Genomic DNA, 23,402 nt, shown 5'->3' with positions numbered 1-23,402 from the left:
GGTGCCCGCGGCACCGACCGGCGCCGCACCGCCGCCGGAAACGGCGGCCGGTGATGAGGATGGGGAGCCGGCGCTGGCCGCGGGAGCCAGCGGCGAGTTCGGCGTACCGCCGCCGCCTCCTCCGCCACCACCACCGGAGCCTGAGCCGGGTCCGCCGCCACCCGCGGGTTCTGCCGACGCCGGGCGTATCGCGGGGTCGGTCGGCATGTCGGTGAGGCCCTCGGGGAGGCCGGTGGGCGCACCGCCGCCGGCGGGCGATCCGCCGGAACCCTGTCCGCCCGACGGGGAGCCACCGGAGCCCTGTCCGCCGGACGGTGATCCGCCCGACTGCTCACCCGATGCCGGGGTCTGCTGTCCGTTCTGCGCACTGGCGGGTGACACGGCGGGGGTTTCGCCCGGGGTGCCACCGGGCTGTTCGCCGCCGCCGCCACCGCCCGCCGCCGGACCGCCGGGCTGCTGCCCGTTGTCCTTCTCGGGCAGCGGCGGCACGTCCTTCTTGAACACGGGCGTCGGCGCGTAGGCGCCCTCGGGGGGCGCGGGCGTGTCAATACTCGTGAACGTGACCTCGTTCGAGTACACGCCGCGGACGCCTTCGGACTTGACCTGTTTCGCGTTGTACTCGTCGAAGTCCATCACCACGTTGTCCTCGCCCGTGAGGGGCTCTGGGTGGTCGGCCTTCGCCTTCTCGTGGGCGTTGTAGAAGTCCTGCGCCTGTTTGGCGATCTCCCGGGCCTTCGTCGCGACCTCGTACAGCCAAGACTCGTGCTGACGCATCTTCCCCTCGGCGGCCTCGGCCGCGAGGCCCTCCCAGTGCGTGTCACCGGGGGAGAAGTCCTTGGCGCGTGCGGTGATCGCATCGGAGAAGGCGTACATCTCCTCGGCGTACTGCAGCACGTTCATGTTGGCGGAGGCCAACTGCGCGGCCGCCGTCGGCCACTCCTCGTAGGGATTGCCCGGGGCGGCGTAGCACATACCTCCAGTCGCCGGAACCTGAGGCGGCAGAACCGGATTGATCGTCACAGCGTCGCTGCCGGAGGGCTGGCCGGACTCGATCTCGGTCTTGTTGATCTCGTCGACCTGCTCGTAGGCCTTTGCGGCGGCCTCCAGGCAGGCGGCCAACCGGGCGGCCTCCGCCTTACCGGATTCCACGCAGGACTGCAGTCGTTCGTGGTTCGCGGCGACCTGCTGCATGGCAAGCCCGGCGAGTTGCAGCATGTCCGGTGGAATGGGCGATGCGGGCACGGCGGGCCATTCCCCGTTGATCTTGGTGGCCTTGGCGCGGATGCTGGTCGGATCGGCTTTCAACGTCGTCATGGTGTTCTCCGTTACTGCTCGAGAGCCATCTGGTATCGGCTCTCCTCACGCGGGTTGATCAGCTGGATCGGCAGCTGACGGTGGCGCGGGGTGTCGATGAAGTTGTGGCGCATGATCACTCGGCCGATACCCAGGTGAGGGCCGAGGTAGGTGGTCGCGTTGGGCCACGCGACCTTGGCCTCGGGGCCGATGCGCCCGTTGATCAGTCCGGCGAACTCCTGGAACTGCGGGCGCAGCGTCACCACCGCCCCCGCGGCGGCCGCGCGGACCACGAACTGGGTGAACAGCCGGGCGTCGCCGAGGTTGATGCTGACGTCGACGTCGTCGAACGGCATGTACACCGGGTAGCGGTCGTTGGTCTCCCCGATCAGCACGCCGGCGGAGCCGATCGGCAGCTCGTAGTGCTTGTCGCTGACCGGACTGATGCCCTGCAGCGCCGCCCGCTGACCGCCGAACAGGCAGGAGAATCCGCGCGGCGTCGTCGGGGTGGCCAGCGTGGTCAGCAGCACCGTGGTGGTGGGCGCCATCCCGGGCATGATCCGCATCCGGGTGATCGTGTGGTCGGCCCGGGCCGACCACCACACGTTGGGTCCGCCGGGCGCGGTGTACGCGGCGGTGAAGGTGCTGCGGCCCTTGATCGTCGACCACGTTTCGCGTTCGAAGCTGATCTCGGTCGCCCGGTCGAAGTCGTCGAAGCTGCGCGCGCAACGGGCGTCGACGCCGTTGCTCGACAATTGATCCGCCAGCCGCGTCGCCGATGCGACGAGGTACCGGGCATGTCCGGCCACCCCTTCGTCGCGGCGGCGGGCCGGCTTCTCGGTGAGTGCGGGGTCGGCTCGGAGCACGATCCACGTCCGCCGGTTCGCCGGTACCGGGTACGGGCCGATGACCTGTTCGTACAGCGCGACCAGGCTGGCAGGCGCCGTCCGGCCGACCCGGTAGCCGGCCGACACGACGTCGGCCTCGAGTTCGGGACAGTGCGCGACCACCAGCTGTTCGATCAGCCGGGTGTCGACGACGTCGTCGGTGACCGCGCTGCCGTTCACGATGACGGTCGGGGTGAACGGTCGGGGCACGAGTTCGATTGCGGCGACCAGATGTTCGCCCTGCCAGCGGACGGCGACGTGGTCTCCGGGCAGCACCGTGCTGCCGACCGCGGGCACCGACGGCTGCTGCGGCACCGTGCGGTGGCGGCGCCGCCAGGAGAACAGCGCGGCGATCCACCCGGTGATCCGCCTGCCGCGGACCGTCAACACGGCCAGCAGCGCGATCAGCACCGACACCCCGACCGCCGTCCACAGCTGATTCAGTGGCAGCAACACGGCAACGATTGCCGGGATCAGCACCGCCGCGGCGATCGCGTGGCCGGTGCTGAACCGGATGCCGAACGCGGAGAACAGCTTTCTCATCGCCGCCTCAGTGCCCGCCGGGTCATGGCGCCGAGGCCGAGCACCAGGGCGAGGCCGACGCCGCTGATCACCACCCAGGTGATCGGTCCGCGGTCCGGCGGCGGGATGTACACCGGCGGGGGGATCTGCTTGACGCGGAACGGCACGGCCTCGGGTCCGGCGGGCAGGTCCCAGGTCAGCGCCGCGACCGGGTCGATGACCCCCGCGCCGACGTAGTTGTCGACGCCGCCGCCGGGATGGCGGGAGGTGGCGGTGATGCGGTTGATCACCTGTGCGGGAGTCAAGTCCGGGTACCGCTGTTTGACCATGGCGGCGAGTCCGGACACGTAGGCGGCGGCGAACGACGTCCCACCGATCGGCACCGGTCCGTCGTCGCCGTTGAGCGCGTTGACCGGGTTGCCGTCATAGCCGAGCGCGATGATGTTCGCCGCGGGCGCGGCCGCACCGACCCACGGTCCCGACATCGAGAAGTCGCTGGGCTGGCCGTTCTCGTTGATGCCGCCGACGGTGAGCACCAGGGGTGAGTACCAGGCGGGGCTGACGATGGTCTGCACCTCGTCCCAGCCGCGCGGGTCCGCAGGCACCGCGGGGTCGGGCGGCGGATTCTGGCTGCAGTCCTGACCGGTGTTGCCCGCGGCCACCACAATCACGGCCTTCTTGACGTTGACCGCGTAGTTGACCGCCGCGCCGAGGCTGGTCTCGTTGATCCGGCGGGTCACCTTGTAGCAGGCGGCCTCGCTGATGTTGATCACCTGGGCGCCCAGATTGGCCGCGTGCACCACCGCGCGGGCCAGGCTGCGCAGTGAGCCCGCGGTCTTCGTCGTGTTCGGGTCGTTGGGATCCTGGCGGGAGCCGACGGGCTGCCACGCCGCCGAGGTCTGACGCAGGGACAGGATGCGGACATCCGGTGCGACACCGATGAATCCGTCCGTCGGCGACGGCCGTCCGCCGATGATCGACGCGGTCAGCGTGCCGTGGGCGTCGCAGTCGTTCATGCCGTTGCCCCCGGCGTCGACGAAATCGCCGCCGGGTTCGGCGGGCACCCGTGGGGAGCCCATCACGCCGGTGTCGATCACGGCGACCGTGATGCCCTTGCCGGTGGCGAACTTCTGCGCCTCGGCCAGCCTCAGGTAGTTGTTGGGCCACGGCTTGTCGGCGAAGTTCGAGTTCGGGAACGTCGTCGGCGCCGCACACTCGGCGCGCAGCTCGGTGGGACTGTCCGGGCCGGTCTCGTCGGGCGGGAGGGCGGCAGCATCGATCGACGGCGGTTCGATCGCCGACGCCGGTGGCGCGCTCACGAAGGCCAACAACAGTGCTGCCAGCAGCACACCGATGCGACGCACGCGCTACACACCCCCCTTGTCGAATAGCCGGCTCGCGGCAGGCCCGTCACTACACAGCAAACCTGCTGCCGGCCCGGCAGCGGGCCGTCGTCTCACTTCAGGACGCCCGACCGATGGTCCGAGGGCAATCCTATGCGCAACGAACGGGGGTCGACTGCGCTTTCTTTCGCCGGCGGGAGCCACTGCCCGCGCACTCCGCGGCCGGGCGCACGTCCGCCCGGGTCGGCAAACACAAATCCTGGCCCGCCGAGGCACGGCCGGTTGACGCATCTGTCTATTCGGGAATGATCTGGACTGCAGTCCGGTTACCCCGAACATGCCCGCCATCACAGCCGACACCCTAACCCTGACCCGGGTGAGCCCGCCCTCGCCCACCGACACCGACCGCCCCGTCCGATCGATCACCACCGGCCCCCGTGGCTACGAGGGCGAGGGATTCCCGGTCGTCCGCGCCTTCGCCGGAGTCAGCGCCGCCGACCTCGACCCCTTCATCCACATGGATCAGATGGGGGAGGTGGAGTACGAGCCCGGTGAACCGCGCGGCACCGACTGGCATCCGCACCGCGGCTTCGAGACCGTGACCTACATGATCGACGGCCGGTTCGCCCATCAGGACTCCCACGGCGGTGGCGGTCTGATCACCGACGGCGCCACCCAGTGGATGACGGCCGGTTCCGGGATCCTGCACATCGAGACGCCGCCCGCCGAACTCGTGGAGAGCGGCGGGGTGTTCCACGGCGTCCAGCTGTGGGTGAACCTGCCGCGCAGGGACAAGTTCGCCGCACCCCGCTACCAGTCGATCGAGGGTGGTGACGTGGCGCTGCTGGCGTCGCAGGACGGCGGCGCGCTGGTGCGCGTCATCGCCGGAGACGTCGACGACCATCGCGGCCCGGGCTCCACCCACACGCCGATCACGCTCGCGCACACCACGGTTCAGCCCGGCGCACAGCTGAGCCTGCCGTGGAACCGTGACTACAACGCCCTGGTCTACGTGCTGTCCGGGCGCGGCAGGGTGGGCCCCGTCGGCCATCCCATCGAACATGGCCAACTGGCGGTGCTCGGTCCCGGCGACCGGATCGCGCTGTCCGCCAACGACGTCCAGGATTCGAACCGGCCCGCCCTGGAGGTGCTGCTGCTCGGCGGCAGGCCGATCCGCGAGCCGGTGTTCCACTACGGACCGTTCGTGATGAGCTCGAAGTCCGAGCTGATCCAGGCCGTCGAGGACTACCAGGCCGGCAAGTTCGGAGAGATCCCGCCCGGTGCCCTGATGCCCCACCGGGGCTAGCGCTTCACCGGCGCCGCCTGCTTCGGGTAGAGCAGTTCCAGCTCACCGAGGTGGGCGGCGACGGTGACCAGCGGCAGCGCCGCCGACACGGCCAGGTCGTCGGCGCCCGCCTCGGCCCGCAGCGCACCGACGAAGTCGTCGCTGATCGGCGAGAGGGACTGCGCCACCGGCCGGCCGAGCAGCCGCAGACTGACCAGGTCGGCGTGGGTCTCGAGGACCCTGCGGGTGCGGGGGTAGACCCCCAGCGGCGGCGGGACGATGTCGGCGACCAGCTCAGCGGCAGCGCGTATCCGGATCGCCCGGTTCGCCGCCCCGACCACCGGCGCGCGTGCGTCGCTGTCGCTGCGGTTCTCGGAGAGGTACTGCCGCACGGCGTCGTCGAGTGTGCGGGACGCCTGCAGCGCGTCATGACTGAGTGCGATCACCCGGTCGGTGGCGTCTTCGGAGGCGCCGCGGGTGACCCGCAGCACCCCGGCCTTGAGCAGGTCGGCTCCGGCGATGGTGGCCCTGCGCACCGACGCCGACACCGCCGCCGAGGCCCCGCGCGGCCACAGCAGCAGCGAGACACTGACGCCGACGAGTGCTCCCACCACCACGTCCTCGACCCGGATGAGGCCCACGGACCAGCCCGTCGGCTGGATGAGGTTGAAGATGATCAGCACCATCATCGTGAACGCCGCCTGCCCGGCGATGAACGACGCCACCTCGGGCACCCACGCCGAACCGAAGGCGACCAGCGGCAGCAGCAGCCACATCACCGCGTGGTCCACACCGACCAGCTCGATGACGACGACGCCGACGACGAAACCGATCCCGGTGCCCGCCACCGCGCGCAGCACCCGCGTGCCGGTGGTCAGCGCACTGCTGCGCAACACCGACATGGCGCCGAGCACCACCCAGAAGCCGTGCTCGACGGGGAACAGGTGGGTGACGGCGACCGCGAGTGCCAACCCGAGCCCGGTGCGCAGGCTGTTTCGCAGCACCACCGCCCGTGTCGCCAGGAAGCCCTTGGTGATCGCGGCGACGGCCGTCGTCTCGGGCATCACCCAGTCCGCCGCACCGGTCGCGGGCAGCCGGCGGCCCAGCACGCGGGCCCACACCGGCCTGGCGTCGGCCAGTGCGGCGTTGCGGATGATCCGGCCGGTCACCCCGACGGTCGCCGAGAAGGTGCGCCGCGCGAGCAGCGTCTGGCCCACCGCGAGCGCCGTCGCGTCGTCGGGCACGGCGAGGATCTGCTCGATGTCCTCGCGGTAGCGGCCCTGGGCCACCGCCCGCAGTTCGGTCAGCGCGGTGTCGAGGTCGGCGGTGCGCGCCGCCCGCTCGTCGCGGTCGGAGATGCGCAGCACCGCCGCCGCGTCGCGCAGCACCCGGACGATCGGCGGTTTCATGTCACCCAACAGGGCTCCGGTGTCGGCAGTCAGGCGGTCGGACAGCCAGCCGAGATCGTCGACGACGCGGACCAGCGCCCGGCTCCCGGCGGTCAGGGCGACCGGCCGGAAGTCGGCGTTGACGAAGTTGTCCCACAGCGCGTTCATCGCCCGGGTGACGTCGCGCGTGCCCGCCGCACCCTCGAGGCTGTCGGCCAGCGTGCGGCACACCTTGGCGGCATGGCGCCGCAGATCGTCATGGTGCTGCGGGGGGAAGAGGAACAGGGCCGCGGGCACGCACACTGCGAGCGCGATCAGCCAGCCCAGTAGCCGCTCGCCGATGGGCCCGGGCGGGGTGCACGCCGGCAGCACGAACAGCATCAGGGTGGCGCGCTGGCCTGCCGCCACGATTTCGCTGAGCACCCCGGAGAACATCACCACCACGCCGAGCACGAACATCATCGCCACGCTCAGCCATGGGTGCGGCGACACCAGCGTGCCGACGGTGATGAGCACCGCGCCGTTGAATCCGAGCCCGCCGTAGGCCAGTGCGCGGGCGGGCCGGTTGCCCGGGAAGTCCACGAGGATCAGCAGTGCCACCGAGCCGAAGATCGTGAAGAGGGGGGTCTGCGACCCGGCGCCGACGGTGAAGCTGACTGCGGCGGCCGTGGGCAGGATGATGGCCGCCCGGGCGGCCCGCCTCAGGGCGTCGCGCTCCGGGTCGCGCTGACGGATCCGGTCGGATCCCCGGCGCCACAGACCGCCCGGAGTCAGCATGCCCGCCGATGGTAGACCGGTCAGGCGGGCGGCACCGTCGCGAAGCGGCCGGAGTCCAGCGCCTCGAGCAGCTGGTCGGCGATCCAGTTCAGCGCGGGGATGTCGCGGGGCAGGGCGGTCTGCTCGTAGCCGATCAGGATGTAGACGCTCCAGGCGGCGAACACCTCGGCCTGGCGCTTGTCCTGGAGGACCTCATAGGCGGACTCGAACATGATGTCGTAGCGCTGCTTGTCCACCGCGGACTGCACGGCGTACACCTCGGGGTCCAGCGAGCTCCACACCCGGATGGCGGCCTCGGCGCTGTGCGGCAGCACCAGCGCCTCCTGCACCAGGGTGTCGATGCGCCGGCGCGGGTCGGGTTCGGCGCGGACGGCGTCGACCACCCCGGTCGTGCGGGCCTGCCGCCAGTGCGCGACGAGGTCCTTGGTGTAGGCGGGCCAGCTGGGAAAGTAGTGGTAGAAGGAGCCGGTGGTGACACCGAGACGGTTGCACACCTCGGCGAGTTTGAGCCCGCCGTACCCCAGTTCGGAGAGCACATCGAGGCCGGTCTCGAAGTACGCTTCCCGAGAAACGACACTGGCCATGGCTTGACAGCCTAGTTGTTCGCCGGCCCCCATTCGGGCGCAAATCGAGAGCCCCGACCAGCGGAAATTTGCTGGCATCGAATGTCATCGCAGCTGGTCTGGCAACTCTTGACGGTGGCGTAGGTGACGTGTGGCACAATTTGACCGTGCCGTATACCGCGAGTCGGGGACCGGGTCGACCTCCCGCAGCGAAGGCCGCGGAAACGCGGGAGCGCATTCTGCGCGCCGCCCGGGAGATCTTCAGCGAACTCGGCTACGACGCGGCGACCTTTCAGGCGATCGCGGTCCGCGCGGACCTGACCCGCCCGGCAATCAACCATTACTTCGCCAGTAAGCGGGTTTTGTACCGCGAAGTCGTCGAGCAGACCAATGCGCTGATTGTTAGCGCGGGGATGGCCCGGGCGCAGGGCGCCACCACTTTGTTGAGCAGACTGTCCGCCTTTTTCGCCGCGACAATGGACGCCGGTTCCGAAGACCGTTCGGCAGCAGCTTTTCTCGTGACGTCGGTGCTGGAGTCCCAGCGGCACCCGGATCTGCGCAACGACGAGCACGACGCGCTGCGCAATTCGCGCGCGTTCGTCGCGTGGGCGGTCAACGACGCGATCGAGCGCGGAGAGCTCAGCACCGACACCGACATCCCCTCGATCGTGGAGATGCTGGTCGCGGTGATGTGGGGGATGGGTTTCTACGCGGGCTACGTCGGCGACCACGACGAGCTGGAACGCGTCATCGACAAGTTCGAGCTGCTGATGGCCAACAAGCTCTGGCATCTCACGGACTGAGCCAAAGGCCGCGCAACCCATCGCATAGCTTGGCTAAGCTCTTCGGTAGCATGGCGTGATGAGCTCACTGCGCACCGATGACGACACCTGGGACATCACCACCAGCGTCGGCACGACGGCCGTGATGGTCGCCGCGGCCCGCGCCGGCGAGACCGAGCGGGACAATCCGCTGATCCAGGACCCGTACGCGCGCGTGCTGGTCGACGCCGCGGGCAGCGGGGTGTGGAGCGCGATGCTCGACGGCGACTTCACCGAGAAGGTGGGCGAGGTCGATGCCGAGGCCGCCGCGATCTTCGCGCACATGGGCGGCTACCAGGCCGTGCGCACCCACTTCTTCGACCGGTTCTTCGCCGAGGCCAGCGCCGCAGGCATCCGGCAGGTCGTCATCCTCGCCTCCGGGCTCGACTCGCGGGCCTACCGACTGGACTGGCCGGCAGGCACGACGGTCTACGAGATCGACCAGCCCAAGGTGCTCGAATTCAAGGCGCAGACGCTCGCCGGCCATGGGGCCGAGCCCTCGGCCACCCGCAGGGAGGTCCCGATCGACCTGCGGTTCGACTGGCCGGCGGCGCTGCGCGAGGTCGGTTTCGACGAGGCGCAGCCGACCGCCTGGCTGGCCGAGGGCCTGCTGATGTATCTGCCCGCCGACGCGCAGGACCGGCTGTTCGAACAGGTCACGGCGCTCAGCGCGGCGGGAAGCCGGATCGCCGCCGAGACCGCTGGGGTGTCGTCGGAGGACCGCCGCGAGGAGATGCGGGCGCGCTTCGAGCGGATCGCCGAGAAGTTCGGCATGGAGGAGTCCCTGCAGATCCAGGAGCTGATCTACGAGGATCCCGATCGGGCCGACGTCGCCGAGTGGCTCGACGGCCACGGCTGGTCGGCGACGCCGGTCGACTCGCAGCAGGAGATGCGCCGGCTGGGGCGGTGGGCGCTGCCCGCCGAGCTGTCCGACGACGAGGCGTTCTCGCACTTCGTCACCGCCGAGCGGGCCGGGTAGCACGGGGGTTCTGACGGCCCAACCGGTTGGTTAGGATCGGGTCATCCTCGGGTCAGGAAGGACTCCCCCCATGACCACCGAATCCGTCAGCGCGCCCACCACCGACATCGACTCGACCGTCGCCAGGCTCCGGCAGACGTTCGCCACGGGCCGCACCCGCGACATCGAATGGCGCAGACAGCAGCTGCGCGCGATGGAGCGGCTGATGATCGAGAACGAGGCGGTCATCGCCGACGCGCTGGAGCAGGATCTCGGCCGCAAGCCCTTCGAGGCGTGGCTGGCCGACATCGCCAGCGTCGCCGGCGAGGCCAAGGACGCGGCGAAGAACCTCCGCAAGTGGACGCGGCGCAAGTACCGGATGTTGGAGATGTCGCAGCTGCCCGGCCTGGGGTGGGTGGAGCACGAGCCGTTCGGCACGGTGCTGATCATCGGCGCGTGGAACTTCCCGTTCGCGCTGACCCTGGGTCCGGCCGTCGGCGCCATCGCCGCGGGCAACACCGTGGTGCTCAAGCCGTCGGAGGTGGCTGCCGCCTCGTCGGCGGTGATGGCCGACCTGGTGCCCAAGTACCTCGACGGTGATGCCATCGCGGTGATCGAGGGCGACGGCTCGGTCAGCCAGGAACTCATCGCCCAGGGCTTCGACTACCTGCTGTACACCGGGGGCACGGAGATCGGCCGCAAGGTCTACGAGGGCGCCGCACCGCATCTGACGCCGGTCACCCTCGAGCTCGGTGGCAAGAGCCCGGTGATCGTCACCGCCGACGCCGACATCGACGTCGCCGCCAAGCGCATCGCCTGGACCAAGCTGATCAACTCGGGCCAGATCTGCATCGCGCCCGACTATGTGCTGGCCGACGCGAAGATCCGCGAGGAACTCGTCGACAAGATCAAGGCCGCGGTCACCACCTTCGAGTCCGGCAACCCCGACGGCAAGCGCATCGTCAACGAGCGGCACTTCGACCGGCTCGCCACGGCGCTCGCCGCGACCAAGGGTGAGGTCGTCATCGGCGGCGGCTCCGACGCGTCGAAGATCAGCATCCAGCCGACCGTCGTCGTCGATCCCGACCCGGCCGAGCCGCTGATGACCGACGAGATCTTCGGGCCGATCCTGCCGATCGTGACGGTCCAATCACTGGACGACGCCATCGATTTCGTCAACGCACGGCCGAAGCCGCTGGCCGCCTACCTGTTCACCAAGACCAAGAGCATCCGCGAGCGGGTGGTCAAGGAGGTGTCCGCGGGCGGCATGGTGGTCAACCACCTGCTGTTCCACTTCGCGACGCACAAGCTGCCGTTCGGCGGCGTCGGCCCCTCGGGCATGGGCGCCTACCACGGCAGATTCGGCTTCGAGACGTTCAGCCACAAGAAGACGGTGATGACGAAGACCACCCGACCCGACGTGGGCGCCTTCATCTATCCCCCGTATACAGAGAAGGCCTGGAAGCTGGCCCGCAAGCTGTTCTGATTTCGTCAACGAAGCCCGAGAGATAGGAAACCCATGCCAGGAGTGCAGGATCGCGTCATCGTCGTCACCGGTGCCGGAGGCGGACTGGGCCGCGAGTACGCGCTGACACTGGCCCGTGAGGGCGCCAGCGTCGTCGTCAACGACCTGGGCGGTTCGCGCGACGGCACCGGTGCGGGCTCGGCGATGGCCGATCAGGTGGTCGACGAGATCAAGGCGGCGGGCGGCCGCGCGGTCGCCAACTACGACTCCGTCGCGGAGTCCGAGGGCGCCGAGAACATCATCAAGACCGCGATCGACGAGTTCGGCAAGGTCGACGGCGTGGTGAGCAACGCGGGCATCCTGCGCGACGGCACCTTCCACAAGATGACGTACGAGAACTGGGACGCCGTGCTGAAGGTGCACCTCTACGGCGGTTACAACGTGATCCGCGCGGCGTGGCCGCACTTCCGCGAGCAGAGCTTCGGCCGGGTCGTCGTGGCGACCTCCACCAGCGGCCTGTTCGGCAACTTCGGGCAGGCCAACTACGGCGCCGCCAAGCTCGGCCTGGTCGGGCTGATCAACACGCTCGCCCAGGAGGGCGCGAAGTACGACATCAAGACCAACGCCGTCGCACCGATCGCGGCGACCCGGATGACGCAGGACATCCTGCCGCCGGAGGTCTTCGAGAAGCTGACCCCGGAGTACGTGGCGCCGGTGGTGGCCTACCTGATGACCGAGGAACTGCCCGACACCGATTCGATCTTCATCGTCGGCGGCGGCAAGGTGCAGCGCACCGCGCTGTTCCAGAACGAGGGCATCACCTTCTCCGACGGGGTGCCGTCACTCGACGACGTCGCATCGAAGTGGGCCGAGATCACCGATCTGTCGGCGGCGCAGCAGGCCAGCTTCAAACTCGGGTGAAAGCGCTTGTCGCGCAATCGTTGACGGGCCCCGCCGGCCTGGAGTACACCGACGTCGACGACGTGCGCAACACCGATGCCGTCGTCATCGACGTCGGTGCTGCCGGCGTCAACTTCCCCGACCTGTTGATGCTGCGCGGCGAGTACCAGCTGAAGCTGGACCCGCCGTTCATCCCCGGCGTCGAGGTGGCGGGCACCGTGCGCTCGGTGCCCGAGGACTCCGAGTTCACGGTGGGACAACGCGTTTCGGCCTTCTCACTGCTGGGCGGCTTCGCCGAACGGGTGGCGGTGCCCGCGTCGTCGGTGGTGCCGACCCCGCCGGGGGTCGACGACGCGTCCGCCGCGGCACTGCTCGGCAACTACTACACGATGTACTTCGCGCTGGCACGTCGCGGCGCCCTGCGCATCGGCGAGACCGTGCTGGTGCTCGGGTCGGCGGGCGGCATCGGCACGGCGTCGATCCAGATCGCGAAGGCGATGGGCGCCAAGGTGATCGCGATGGTGCACCGGCCCGATGCCCGTGACTTCGTCGAGTCGCTGGGAGCCGATGTGGTGCTGCCGCTGACCGACGGCTGGCTGCAGGCGGTCCGCGACGTCACCGACGGCCGCGGTGTCGACCTGGTGGTCGATCCCGTCGGCGGCGAGGCGTTCGACGACGCGATCCGCGCGCTGGCCACCGAGGGCCGGCTGCTGGTGATCGGATTCGCCGCGGGCGGCATCCCGACGGTCAAGGTGAATCGGCTGCTGCTGCGCAACGTCTCGGTGGTCGGCGTGGGTTGGGGCGAGTTCGTCAACCGCAATCCGGGTGCCCAGTCGCTGTTCGGGTTCGGGCTGGGCAAGCTGGTCGAGGCCGGCCTGCGGCCACCGCCGCCGGTGACCTACCCGCTCTCGGAGGGCCGCGCCGCACTCGAGGCGCTGGCCGCGGGTGAGATCCGCGGCAAGCTGGTCCTGCAGCCGTGACGCTTATTCGCGCCCTGGCGTTCGACGTGTTCGGCACGGTGGTCGACTGGCGGTCCAGCATCGTCGCCGAACTCGAGGCGTTCGGCCGCCGGCACGGGCTGTCCCAGGACTGGCCTGCCTTCGCCGACGACTGGCGGGCCGGGTACGCGCCGGCGATGGACCGGGTGCGGCGCGGTGAGCTGCCCTGGACGCGGATCGACGACCTGCACCGGGGCCGCCTCGTGGAGCTGCTCTCCGGCGCGGGCATCGCGGTCGGCGACGACGAGGTCGACGAGCTGAACCGGGCCTGGCACCGTCTGGACCCGTGGCCGGACACGGTGGCCGGGCTGTCGCGGCTCAAGGAGCGGTTCGTCATCACCACGCTGTCGAACGGCAACGTCTCGCTGCTGACGAACATGGCCAAGCGCGCAGGGCTGCCGTGGGACTGCGTGATCTCCGCGGAGCTGTTCCGGCACTACAAGCCCGACCCGGAGGCCTATCTCGGCTGCGCCGACCTGCTCGGCGTCGCACCCGAGGAGCTGATGCTGGTCGCCGCCCACCCCGGTGACCTGCGCGCGGCCCGGTCGGCGGGACTGCGCACGGGCTTCGTGTTCCGTCCGCTCGAACACGGGCCCGACCGGGTGTTACGCATGCCGCCGGAAGGTGAATTCGACTTCATGGCAGCCGATTTCCAGGATCTGGCCGACAAATTGGGGGCTTGAGCGGCGTAGCGTGGACGGCGTGACCACACCTCTTCCGCCCGCGCTCCGGATGGCTCAGAAGCTGCTCGTCGATCCGCCGGTGAACCCGAGGATCGACGGCGGTTACCTCGACCTGTTGAGCGACGACCTGCTGGGCGACACGGGCGGCGATGCGCCCGAACGCAACACCGGAACCATCCAGGCGGTGTGGGCGTCGCGCCTGGGCTCGATGGTCTACGACAACTCGCAGCTCGTGGTGCGCCGGCTGGTGACGTCGTGGCAGCTGCCGATCGACTGGCTGAGCCTGCCGGTCGGCGGTGTCGCGCTCGACGTCGGCAGCGGGCCCGGCAACGTCACCGGGGCACTCGGCCGGGCGGCCGGCCCGGGTGGACTGGCGCTCGGCGTCGACATCTCCGAGCCGATGCTCGCCCGCGCCGTGCGCGCCGAGGCCGGACCGAACGTCGGGTTCGTCCGGGCCGACGCGCAGCGACTGCCGTTTCGCGACGAGTCGGTCGACGCGGTGGTGTCGATGGCGATGCTGCAGTTGATCCCCGATCCGGCGGTGGCGCTGGCCGAGATGGTGCGGGTGCTGCGACCCGGCCGCCGGATGGCCGTCATGGTGCCGACGGCGGGACCCGCCGCGCGACTGATGGGGGTGCTGCCCAACGCCGGCGCCCGCGTCTTCGACGACGACGAGATCGGGGACACCCTCGAGTCGCTCGGCGTGGTCGGCGTGCGGACCAAGACGATCGGCACCATCCAATGGGTGCGCGGCAGGCGGACGTGACGCCGTAGGCTCGCTGACGTGAGCACGGGCGGCATCCTCCTGGTCGGGTTGGCGATCGCCGTCGGGCTGGTCGGCATCCTGGTGCCGCTGCTGCCGGGCACGCTGCTGATCTTCGCGGCGATCCTGGTGTGGGCGCTGGTGGAGCAGGACATGACCGGCTGGGTGACGCTGGCGGTGGCGTCGGTGCTGCTCGGCGCGACGACCCTGGTGAAGTACCTGTGGCCGGTGCGCCGGATGCGCGCGGCCGACGTCCGGACCTCGAGCCTGGCGGCGGGCGGTGTGCTTGGCATCATCGGCTTCTTCGTGATCCCCGTTCTAGGCCTGCCGATCGGCTTCGTCGGCGGGATCTACCTCGCCGAACTCGCGGCGCGCCGCGATCAGCGGCTGGCCTGGGCGTCGACGGTGCATGCGCTGAAGGGCGTCGCGCTGTCGATGTTCGTCGAGTTGGCGGGTGCCCTGCTGGCGACGGCCGCGTGGGTGGCCGGCGTCTACGTCACGCAGTAGCGCTGTCGGCCGCGTGTGTTTCCGTGCCGTGCGTCGAGTGTGAAACCACGTCGAAAATTCGGGCCGAAACCCGCCGTGGTTTCACACTCGGCGCGCGGGCCGCGCGCCGGCCGTCAGTCGCGCAGCTGCTGCCGCAGACGCGCGACGTCGTCGTCGGTCACGCCGACGGCGGCCAGGTAGTTCTCCAGCGAGCCGTAGTCGTTCAGGATCGTGCGTCGCGCCGCATCGAGGTATTCCTCGCGGACACCGAGGATCTCATCGGCGAGCCGGGCTTCGGCGAACGTCACGATCTCATCGGTGGGCTGCTCGGCGGTACGGGCCCGGATCGAATCCATGATCTGTTCGCGCAGCAGCGGAACGGCGTCGTTGCTGCGGAGGAAGTCGGCGACGATGGCATCCCGGCCGACACCTGCGGCCTCGAGCACGACCGAGACGGTGAAGCCGGTTCGGTCCTTGCCCGCGAAACAGTGCGTGAGCACCGTCCGCTGGTCGGCGAGCAGCGTCACCATCCGGCGCACAGCGGCCTGCGCTCCGGCCATCGCCGGGTACTTCGCGTACTCCTCGGTCATGTAGCGGCCGGCGGCCGCCGCGACGTCCTCGGCGCCCTCGGTCTCCTGCGCCAGCAGCTGCTCGAAGCCCTGCTCGTGCGGGGCATGGGTGCCGACCTCCCGGAACGGGAGCCGGTGTACGGCGACGCCGTCGGGCACCAGGCTCGCACCGCGGCGCTCGACCTCGCGGTCCGAACGCAGATCGGCGACGTCGGTGACCCTGAGGCCGGCGAGCGCCGCCCGGCCTGCGTCGTCGAGTGCGGCCAGCTCACTGGACCTGAAGAACCGCCCGGGCCGGATCGCGGTGTGTTCGGCGATGTCGCGGAAGTTCCACGCCCCCGACAGCTCTCCGAGGCCGTCGGTCACGCGCCGGTCACCGCCGCGGCGAACGGGGACTTCTCCCTGCCGAGCTCGGCGCGGGCGATGGTCCGCATGTGCACCTCGTCGGGACCGTCGAACAGCCGCATCGCGCGGTGCCAGCTGTACAGCCGGGCCAGCGGGAAGTCGTCGCTGACGCCTGCGCCGCCGTGCACCTGGATCGCCCGATCGATGACGTCGCACGCCACCTGCGGTGCGACCGATTTGATCTGCGCGACGAGCACAGCCGCGCCCTTGTTGCCGTGCTGGTCGATGGTCCACGCCGCCTTCTCGCACAGCAGCCGGGCCTGGTCGATCTCGTTGCGTGACCTGGCGATCGCTTCCCGTACCACGCCCTGCTCCGCCAGCGGCTTGCCGAATGCGACCCGCTTGTGCACCCGGTCGACCATCAGCGCGAGCGCACGCTCGGCCGCGCCGAGGGCCCGCATGCAGTGGTGGATGCGGCCGGGGCCCAGCCGCGCCTGGGCGATCGCGAAGCCGCTGCCCTCCTCGTGCAGCAGGTTCGACGACGGCACCCGCACGTTGTCGAAGGTGATCTCGCAGTGCCCGTGCTGGTCCTGCCAGCCGAACACCGGAAGCGAGCGCTCGATGGACACCCCGGGGGTGTCGGCCGGCACCAGGATCATCGACTGCTGCTGGTGACTGGCCGCGTCGGGGTTGGTGCGGCCCATAACGATCAGGATCTTGCAGCGCGGGTCGGCGGCGCCGGTGATCCACCACTTGCGGCCGTTGATCACGTAGTCGTCGCCGTCGCGCAGCATCGTCGTCTCGATGTTGCGGGCGTCGCTGGAGGCGACGGCGGGCTCGGTCATCGCGAACGCACTGCGGATCTCACCGGCCAGCAGCGGTTCCAGCCACTGCTTGCTCTGCTCCTCGGTGGCGAACAGGTGCAGCGTCTCCATGTTGCCGGTGTCGGGGGCGGCGCAGTTGATCACCTCGGGACCGATCTCGGGGCTCCACCCCGACAGCTCGGCCAGCGGCGCGTACTCGATGTTGGACAGACCCGACAGCGATGGCAGGAACAGATTCCACAGCCCCTGCTCCTTGGCGCGGACCTTGAGCTCCTCGACGATCGGCGGGACGGTGTGGTCCTTGGGCCCGGCCTCCTCGCGGTAGCGGTGGTACTCCGCCTCGGCGGGGAACACGTACTCGGTCATGAAAGCGGTCAGCCGCTTGTGGTAATCCTGCGCCTTGGCCGACATCGCGAAGTCCATCTGGCCACGATATGACACGTGTAAAAGCAGGCGGCTCCCGCCTACGCCCGCCGGTGCCGACACAGGCCGACGGCCCCGCCGTGGAGGTGGCGGGGCCGTCGGTGGTGGGTGGATCAGTGGTGTCGCCGGTGGTGGCGCATGACCTTCTTGCGGTGGTGTGAGCCCTTCATCTGCTGAGCGGTCGGCTTCGCCTTGGTCGGCTGGACGTAGGAGTGGCCGGGGTCCTGCGGAGCGGTCTGCGGGGCGGCCGATGCGGTGCCGGCCAGGCCGAGCGCAGCGCCACCGATGATGCCGGCCGAGAGGACGGGGAGGGCGAGGACGCGGACGATGGTGTTCATGATTTCTCCTGTGTTCGTTGACTTTTGAGTTCTTCCGCCGGTGTTCTCCGGCGATGACACAACTATGTCGCGATCCGGGGCCTGCGTCTGTCCGCCGATCGGCGGGCACACCGGAGGAATCCCCGTTCCCCCGATCGGGGGAACGGCGGCGACCGCTGTGTCAAGCTGACTGGCGTGGCCGACGAGGCGCTCGGCAAGGTGCGCGTGGTGGTGGGCGACGATCACCCGCTGTTCCGCGACGGAGTGGTGCGTGCGCTGCAGTCCAGTGGTGCGATCGACGTGGTGGCCGAGGCCGACGACGGTGTGGCCGCCCTGGCCATGATCCGCGAGCACCGGCCGCAGGTGGCGCTGCTGGACTACCGCATGCCGGGGCTGGACGGTGCGGAGGTGGCCGCGGCGGTCGCCCGCGACGACCTGTCCACCCGGGTGCTGCTGCTGTCGGCCCACGACGAATCCGCGATCGTCTACAAGGCGATACAGGAGGGCGCCGCCGGCTTCCTGTCGAAGGAGTCGTCGCGCAGCGAACTGGTCGACGCGGTGCTCGACTGCGCCAAAGGTCGCGATGTCATCGCCCCGGCGCTGGCCGTGGGACTGGCCGGTGAGATCCGCCGTCGCAACGAACCGGACGCCCCGGTGCTGAGCCCGCGCGAGCGCGAGGTGCTCACGATGATCGCCGCGGGGCGCAGCATCCCGGCGATGGCCAAGGACATGTTCCTCGCGCCGTCGACGGTGAAGACCCACGTGCAGCGGCTCTACGAGAAGCTCGGAGTGAGTGACCGCGGCGCGGCGGTCGCCGAGGCGATGCGCCGAAAACTGCTCGACTGACATGGTTTACGGCACCCGCCAGCTGCTCGAGGGGTACTTCACCGAACCCGTCCGGGTGGCGGCGGTGCTGCGGCTGCCGCTGATCGCCCTGATGCTCGTGCTGGTCATGGAGTGGGAGGTCGACCACTGGCTGCCTGCGTTCTACGCCGCGATCCTGGGCTGCTACGCCGTTGCCGCGGTGGCGTGGCTGGTGGCGATCCACCGCGGTCGGTTGCCGCGCTGGTCGACGTGGGCGCCCACCGCGGTCGACGTCGCGGTGGTGGTGGTGCTGTGCCTGGTGTCGGGCGGCGCGACCGCCGCGCTGCTCCCGGTCTTCTTCCTGCTGCCGCTGTCGGTGGCGTTCCAGGACCGTCCGGTGCTGACCGCGGTGCTCGGATTGAGCACCGCCGTCGGCTATCTCGCGGTGTGGGTGGTCTACTCCAAGCGCGACGACCGCGTCGGCATGCCGGACATGGTGTATCTGCAGTTCGGATTCCTCGTGTGGCTGGCCGTCGCCACCACCGCGCTGTGTTTCGTGCTCGCCCGCCGGGCGGCGCGCGTGCGGGCTCTGCAGGAGGTGCGTCGCCGGCTGGTCTACGAGTCGACCCGCGCGGAGGAACGCCAGAACCGGGAACTGGCCGAGCACCTGCACGACGGCCCTCTGCAGACACTGCTCGCCGCCCGGATGCAGCTCGACGAGATCCGCGAACGTCATCCCGACGCCCGCCTCGACGAGGTGTACGCCGCGCTGCAGGACACCGCAGCCGGGATGCGCTCGACGGTGACCGAACTGCACCCGCAGGTGCTGGCGCAACTCGGCCTCACTGAGGCGGTGCGGGAACTGTTGCGCCAGCACGGCTCTCGCAGCGATTTCCTGCTCGAAGCCGACCTGGAGGACGTCGGATCCCCGGCCTCGCAGGCGCTGCTGTACCGGGCGGCGCGCGAGCTGCTCACCAACATCGGCAAGCACGCGGGCGCCACCGAGGTGACGGTGTCGCTGCGACGCGCCGGTGACCGCGTGGTGCTCACCATCGTCGACGACGGCACCGGATTCGATCCGGCGATCGTCGACCAGCGGGTCGCGCAGGGGCACATCGGCCTGGCGTCGCTGATGGTGCGCATCGACGCGATGGGCGGGCACCTGCACGTCGAGTCGAAGGTCGGCGAGGGCACCCGGATCACCGTCACCTCGCCGCCGGAACCCGCGCTCGGCGCGGGTGAGTGCCGGTAAATCGGTGGCGGCCGGGAGCCGGCGAGGACGAGGATTGCGGGCGTGATCGACTTCTCCGCCGTCGCCGGTGTCGCGCTCGTCGCCCTCCTCATGGTGCTGACGCCGGGGCCGAACATGATCTACCTCGCCTCGCGCAGCGTCAGCCAGGGCCGTTCCGCCGGGTTGGTGTCACTCGCAGGCGTCGCGACGGGTTTCGCGGTGTACCTGTCGGCGGCCACGCTCGGCCTCACGGCGATCTTCGTGGCGGTGCCCGCGCTGTTCACCGCCGTCAAGGTCGCCGGTGCGCTGTACCTCGGCTACCTGGCGTGGACCATGCTGCGGCCCGGCGGGAAGTCGCCATTCGGCGGCGCCGACCAGGTGGCGCACCGGCCGCTGCGGCTGTTCGGGATGGGCCTGGTCACCAACCTGCTGAACCCGAAGATCGCGCTGATGTACATGGCGCTCATCCCGCAGTTCATCGATCCGGCGCGCGGGTCGATCTGGTTGCAGGCGCTGCTGCTCGGGCTGGTCCAGATCGCCATCGCGGTCACCGTCAACGGTGCGATCGTGCTCGCCGCGGCCACCATCTCCGGCTTCCTCACCGCGCGACCGGTCTGGCTGCGGGTGCAGCGGTACGTAGCGGGGACGCTGCTGGGCGGGATGGCCGTGAAGATGGCCGTCGACAAGTAGGCACTGATCGGCGCAAAACGGCTGGCGCCCGAGTCGGGCCACTACGCTCGATTGATGTCACGAACACCGCTGGAAGCGGCGCGTTCGCGCGACTACCTGCTGCGGCTCGCGCATTCCGATGCGGGCAGGTTCAAGGCGATCGGGAATGCGCAACTCGACCTGGGCAGCGGGCACGTGGTCGTCGACGTGGGATGCGGGCCGGGCGCCGACCTGAGGTCCTACGCCGAGGCGGTCGGCCCGACCGGACGGGTGATCGGCATCGACCACGACGCCGAACTGATCCGGCACGCGCGGACCGACACCGCCGACCTGGCCAACGTGTCGACCGAGATCGCCGACGCACACCGGCTGCCCGTCGAGAGCCGTTCAGTGGACCGGGTGCACATCGACCGGATGCTGCAGCACGTGTCGTCGCCGGCCACGGTGATCGGTGAGGCCGCCCGGCTGTTGCGCCCGGCGGGGCGGATCGTCTGCGTCGAACCGGACTGGGCCACCCTGGTCATCGACCACCCGGACGCCGCCGCCAGCCGCGCGTACACCGCATTCAACGTCGAGCGCACCGCGCCCAACGCCACCATCGGCCGGACACTGCCCCGGCTGCTCCGCGATGCCGGGTTGACGGTCGACGCGATCATCCCGGCCACCGTGGTGTTCACCGACGCCGCCGAGGCCGAGAACGTCCTCACCATCCGGTCGGTCACCGAAGGCGCCGTGGCCGCCGGCTACCTGAGCGACGAGCAGGGCCGCAGCTGGCTGCAGCACCTCGACGCGGAACCGTTCTTCGCCTCGATCACGCTGTTCGTCGTCACCGCCACGGCTCAGGCGAGGTCGTAGAGCAGCCGGTAGTAGGCGATGCGCGGTTCGTCGGCCTCGATCCCGTAGGCCTGCAACAGCACTCGGTCGAACCCGGGGCCGTAGTCCCAGTCGAGGCTCCACGTCGCGACGGCGAGGTCCGCCCATCGGTCCGCCACACCGAGTGATCCGAGGTCGACGTGCGCGGCGAAGTCGCCGTCGTCGTGCAGCAGCGTGTTGGGTGTGCACGCATCGCCGTGGCAGACCACCAGGCGGTCGATCGGCGGCGGGTCGTCGAGGCGTGCGCGCGCGGCGGGCAGTCCGAGGTGCCGGTGTTCGGGCGCCCAATGCGCGGGTCCTTCACCGTCGGCGATGCGGGTGTCAGCCCGTAGCAGGCGTCGCTGCACGCTCCACTCGAACGGGCACTCGGCCGGGGGCAGCGCGTCGTGCAGTGACCGCAGCCCCCGGCCGATCGCCGCGGCCGCCACCGCCGGGTCGCCCTTCCACTCGACCGCCGAACGGCCGGGCACCTCCTCGGTGACGAGCCACTCACCCGCGGCGTCGCGGCCGTGGTCGAGGACGCGGGGGACCACGGCCCACGGCTGCGCCCAGGCCAGTCGCTCCGCTTCTGCGGCGAGGTCGATCTCGGGTGTTCCGAGGGCGACCCACTTGACGTACCGCCTGTCGTTCCGGCCGCGATCGATGCGAAAGGTCAATCCGCCCAGTTCGTTCCGCCACATCAACGTCGCCGGGAAACCGTCGGCCAGCGCGGTGACGACGTCGGGGAGCTGCGCCGGCGTGGACGGGGTCCGCGCGCCGGAGTCATTCACGCCGACAGGCTGCCACACCGGACGGGCGCACCCCTGGGGCACGGCAGGTGTGACGCCACCCCCTTGACACCCGCGAATGTGAGCTGCATCATCTGACAAAACGTTTTATCAACTCAGATCAGCAGGACCACAAGCAGCGCCAAAACGTTTAATCACAGCGAAAGGACTTCGATGACCGTCTCGATGCCGGCAGCGCCGACAGGCCGTCCGGCGGCGACGCCGAACGACGTCGCACTCGACCGGGTCCGCAGCGTCCAACCGGTGCTCGTCGACGTCGCCCCCGCGATCGACGTCGTCCCCGGACTGCGTCGCCGGATGATCCTCACCTCGGGCCCCACCATGCCGTGGAGCGCCTACCGCGGCGGGCAGCGCACGGCGGTGCTCGGCGCCGCGGTCAACGAAGGCCTCGCCGCGGACCTCGACGCGGCGGCCGATGCCTTCGCGGCGGGCGACATCGAGGTCGCCGGCTGTCAGGACCACGGTTGCATCGGCTCGCTGGCCGGCGTCACGTCCGCATCGATGCCCGTCGTCGTGGTCGAGGACGCGACGACGGGGGAGCGCGCCTTCTGCACGCTCTTCGAGGGCGAGACGCCGCACCGGCTGAATTACGGCGTGTGGAACGACGCGGTCCGCGAGAACCTGCGCTTCCTCGCCGACGTCATCGGCCCGGCGCTCGGCGCGGCGATCCGGCGGACCCGCGGTATCCCCCTGTTGCCGATCATGGCGCGGGCACTGCGCCAGGGCGACGAACTGCACAGCCGCAACACCGCGGCGTCGCTGCTGCTGCTGCGTGAGATCGTGCCCGCACTGCACGCCGGCGCCGCCGAGAACGAGGCGCTGGTCGGCTATCTCACCACCGGCGACTACTTCTTCCTGCGGCCCGCCATGGCGGCCGCGAAGCTGCTGGCCAACGCCGCCGCTGGGGTGCCCGGCAGTTCGATCGTGACGTCGATGGCCATGTCGTGCAGGCAGTTCGGCATCACGGTGTCCGGCCTGGGCGACACCTGGTTCACCGGGCCGCTGCCGGGCTTCGACCACTACAAGCTGACCGACGGCCACACCATCGACGACGCCGAATTCATGGGTGGCGAGAGCATCATCACCGAGGCGGCGGGCCTCGGAGCCTTCGCCCAGACGTCGGCGTTCACGCTGCAGGACTACCAGGGCGGCGTCGACGCGATGATCGCGGCCAACGCCGACATGTACCGGATCTGCCACGGCGAGAGCCCGCACTTCTCGTTGCCGTACTTCGGCTTCCGCGGTTCTCCCGCCGGAATCGATGTGCACCGGGTGGTGGGCACCGGCGTCACGCCCGTCATGGACATCGGCATCGCGGGCCGTGCCGGCGGCCAGATCGGCGCGGGGATGGCCCGCGCACCACTCGAGCCGTTCGCCGCGGCGAGTGCCGCGCTCAATTCGAATCCAGTCCCCGAAGGAAGGTAACC

General features: G+C 70.1%; 23 protein-coding genes. 14 read left to right on the top strand and 9 right to left on the bottom strand.

The window, feature by feature from the left end; genetic code table 11:
* From H7I41_RS23425 to mycP, 3 genes are all read right to left on the bottom strand, one after another.
* Positions 1-1,314: PPE domain-containing protein (locus H7I41_RS23425; RefSeq protein WP_264015018.1), on the bottom strand; the 1,314-nt coding region annotated here is incomplete at its 3' end.
* 11 nt (positions 1,315-1,325) lie between these two features.
* The gene (gene eccE / locus H7I41_RS23420; protein ID WP_276009515.1) at positions 1,326-2,723 is read right to left on the bottom strand and encodes a type VII secretion protein EccE; all 1,398 of its coding nucleotides are present in this window, start codon (positions 2,721-2,723) and stop codon (positions 1,326-1,328) included.
* On the bottom strand, positions 2,720-4,066 hold the full coding sequence (gene mycP / locus H7I41_RS23415) for a type VII secretion-associated serine protease mycosin (protein WP_264015017.1): 1,347 nt from the start codon (positions 4,064-4,066) through the stop codon (positions 2,720-2,722). The genes eccE and mycP overlap by 4 nt, the downstream gene beginning before the upstream one ends.
* A gap of 316 nt (positions 4,067-4,382) precedes the next feature.
* Between mycP and H7I41_RS23410 the strand changes: the two genes are divergently transcribed.
* On the top strand, positions 4,383-5,351 hold the full coding sequence (locus H7I41_RS23410) for a pirin family protein (RefSeq protein WP_264015016.1): 969 nt from the start codon (positions 4,383-4,385) through the stop codon (positions 5,349-5,351).
* On the opposite strand, the gene H7I41_RS23405 is transcribed toward H7I41_RS23410, so the two are convergent.
* Both H7I41_RS23405 and H7I41_RS23400 read right to left on the bottom strand, forming a co-directional pair.
* The gene (locus H7I41_RS23405; protein ID WP_264015015.1) at positions 5,348-7,495 is read right to left on the bottom strand and encodes an FUSC family protein; all 2,148 of its coding nucleotides are present in this window, start codon (positions 7,493-7,495) and stop codon (positions 5,348-5,350) included. The two genes, H7I41_RS23410 and H7I41_RS23405, sit on opposite strands and share 4 nt — an antisense overlap.
* Positions 7,496-7,515: 20 nt before the next feature.
* The gene (locus H7I41_RS23400) at positions 7,516-8,079 is read right to left on the bottom strand and encodes a TetR/AcrR family transcriptional regulator (protein WP_264015014.1); all 564 of its coding nucleotides are present in this window, start codon (positions 8,077-8,079) and stop codon (positions 7,516-7,518) included.
* Positions 8,080-8,225: 146 nt separating this feature from the next.
* Between H7I41_RS23400 and H7I41_RS23395 the strand changes: the two genes are divergently transcribed.
* The 8 genes from H7I41_RS23395 (at position 8,226) to H7I41_RS23360 (ending at position 15,153) form a co-directional block, all read left to right on the top strand.
* Entirely contained in the window at positions 8,226-8,861 is a 636-nt protein-coding gene (locus tag H7I41_RS23395) for a TetR/AcrR family transcriptional regulator (protein ID WP_264015013.1), read from the top strand.
* Positions 8,862-8,919: 58 nt separating this feature from the next.
* Complete coding sequence (locus H7I41_RS23390; RefSeq protein WP_264015012.1) at positions 8,920-9,858, top strand: class I SAM-dependent methyltransferase; 939 nt, start codon at positions 8,920-8,922, stop codon at positions 9,856-9,858.
* Between the two features lie 70 nt (positions 9,859-9,928).
* On the top strand, positions 9,929-11,323 hold the full coding sequence (locus H7I41_RS23385) for an aldehyde dehydrogenase family protein (protein ID WP_264015011.1): 1,395 nt from the start codon (positions 9,929-9,931) through the stop codon (positions 11,321-11,323).
* Between the two features lie 33 nt (positions 11,324-11,356).
* Entirely contained in the window at positions 11,357-12,223 is an 867-nt protein-coding gene (locus H7I41_RS23380) for an SDR family oxidoreductase (RefSeq protein ID WP_264015010.1), read from the top strand.
* Positions 12,220-13,182, top strand: a complete 963-nt coding sequence (locus tag H7I41_RS23375; RefSeq protein ID WP_264015009.1) for an NADPH:quinone oxidoreductase family protein — start codon at positions 12,220-12,222, stop codon at positions 13,180-13,182. The genes H7I41_RS23380 and H7I41_RS23375 overlap by 4 nt, the downstream gene beginning before the upstream one ends.
* Positions 13,179-13,883 (top strand): haloacid dehalogenase type II, encoded by a 705-nt coding sequence (locus tag H7I41_RS23370; RefSeq protein WP_264015008.1) that lies wholly within the window; start codon positions 13,179-13,181, stop codon positions 13,881-13,883. The genes H7I41_RS23375 and H7I41_RS23370 overlap by 4 nt, the downstream gene beginning before the upstream one ends.
* A 49-nt stretch (positions 13,884-13,932) precedes the next feature.
* The gene (locus H7I41_RS23365) at positions 13,933-14,649 is read left to right on the top strand and encodes a methyltransferase domain-containing protein (protein WP_276009525.1); all 717 of its coding nucleotides are present in this window, start codon (positions 13,933-13,935) and stop codon (positions 14,647-14,649) included.
* An 18-nt stretch (positions 14,650-14,667) separates the two neighbouring features.
* Positions 14,668-15,153 (top strand): DUF456 domain-containing protein, encoded by a 486-nt coding sequence (locus H7I41_RS23360; protein WP_264015006.1) that lies wholly within the window; start codon positions 14,668-14,670, stop codon positions 15,151-15,153.
* Between the two features lie 113 nt (positions 15,154-15,266).
* Here H7I41_RS23360 and H7I41_RS23355 read toward each other — a convergent pair whose 3' ends face one another.
* The 3 genes from H7I41_RS23355 to H7I41_RS23345 form a co-directional block, all read right to left on the bottom strand.
* A complete protein-coding gene (locus tag H7I41_RS23355) occupies positions 15,267-16,067 on the bottom strand; it encodes a tyrosine-protein phosphatase (protein WP_264015005.1) in 801 nt (266 codons plus the stop codon).
* Entirely contained in the window at positions 16,064-17,293 is a 1,230-nt protein-coding gene (locus tag H7I41_RS23350; protein WP_302471827.1) for an acyl-CoA dehydrogenase family protein, read from the bottom strand. The genes H7I41_RS23355 and H7I41_RS23350 overlap by 4 nt, the downstream gene beginning before the upstream one ends.
* A gap of 113 nt (positions 17,294-17,406) precedes the next feature.
* Complete coding sequence (locus H7I41_RS23345; protein WP_264015004.1) at positions 17,407-17,631, bottom strand: hypothetical protein; 225 nt, start codon at positions 17,629-17,631, stop codon at positions 17,407-17,409.
* 174 nt (positions 17,632-17,805) lie between these two features.
* On the opposite strand from H7I41_RS23345, the gene H7I41_RS23340 reads away from it, so the two are divergent.
* Genes H7I41_RS23340 through H7I41_RS23325 form a run of 4 tightly spaced genes read left to right on the top strand, consistent with a single transcriptional unit; the run spans position 17,806 to position 21,169 of the window.
* Positions 17,806-18,456, top strand: coding sequence for a response regulator (locus H7I41_RS23340; RefSeq protein ID WP_264015003.1), 651 nt, complete (start codon positions 17,806-17,808; stop codon positions 18,454-18,456).
* 1 nt (position 18,457) lies between these two features.
* Positions 18,458-19,666 (top strand): sensor histidine kinase, encoded by a 1,209-nt coding sequence (locus tag H7I41_RS23335; RefSeq protein WP_264015002.1) that lies wholly within the window; start codon positions 18,458-18,460, stop codon positions 19,664-19,666.
* 42 nt (positions 19,667-19,708) lie between these two features.
* Positions 19,709-20,335 (top strand): LysE family translocator, encoded by a 627-nt coding sequence (locus H7I41_RS23330; RefSeq protein ID WP_264015001.1) that lies wholly within the window; start codon positions 19,709-19,711, stop codon positions 20,333-20,335.
* 54 nt (positions 20,336-20,389) lie between these two features.
* On the top strand, positions 20,390-21,169 hold the full coding sequence (locus H7I41_RS23325; protein ID WP_264015000.1) for a methyltransferase domain-containing protein: 780 nt from the start codon (positions 20,390-20,392) through the stop codon (positions 21,167-21,169).
* Here the strand turns inward: H7I41_RS23325 and H7I41_RS23320 are convergent.
* Positions 21,154-21,957 carry an aminoglycoside 3'-phosphotransferase gene (locus H7I41_RS23320; RefSeq protein ID WP_264014999.1) on the bottom strand — a complete coding sequence of 268 codons (804 nt, stop codon included), beginning with the start codon at positions 21,955-21,957 and terminating at the stop codon, positions 21,154-21,156. The two genes, H7I41_RS23325 and H7I41_RS23320, sit on opposite strands and share 16 nt — an antisense overlap.
* Before the next feature lie 171 nt (positions 21,958-22,128).
* On the opposite strand from H7I41_RS23320, the gene H7I41_RS23315 reads away from it, so the two are divergent.
* Complete coding sequence (locus H7I41_RS23315) at positions 22,129-23,400, top strand: YlbE family protein (RefSeq protein WP_264014998.1); 1,272 nt, start codon at positions 22,129-22,131, stop codon at positions 23,398-23,400.
* The last annotated feature ends 2 nt before the right edge of the window (positions 23,401-23,402 follow it).

This window comes from [Mycobacterium] manitobense, assembly GCF_025821665.1.
Lineage (GTDB): Bacteria > Actinomycetota > Actinomycetes > Mycobacteriales > Mycobacteriaceae > Mycobacterium > Mycobacterium arseniciresistens.
The sequence above is the reverse complement of the archived record's forward strand: the minus strand, read 5'-3'. Positions and strand labels throughout refer to the sequence as shown.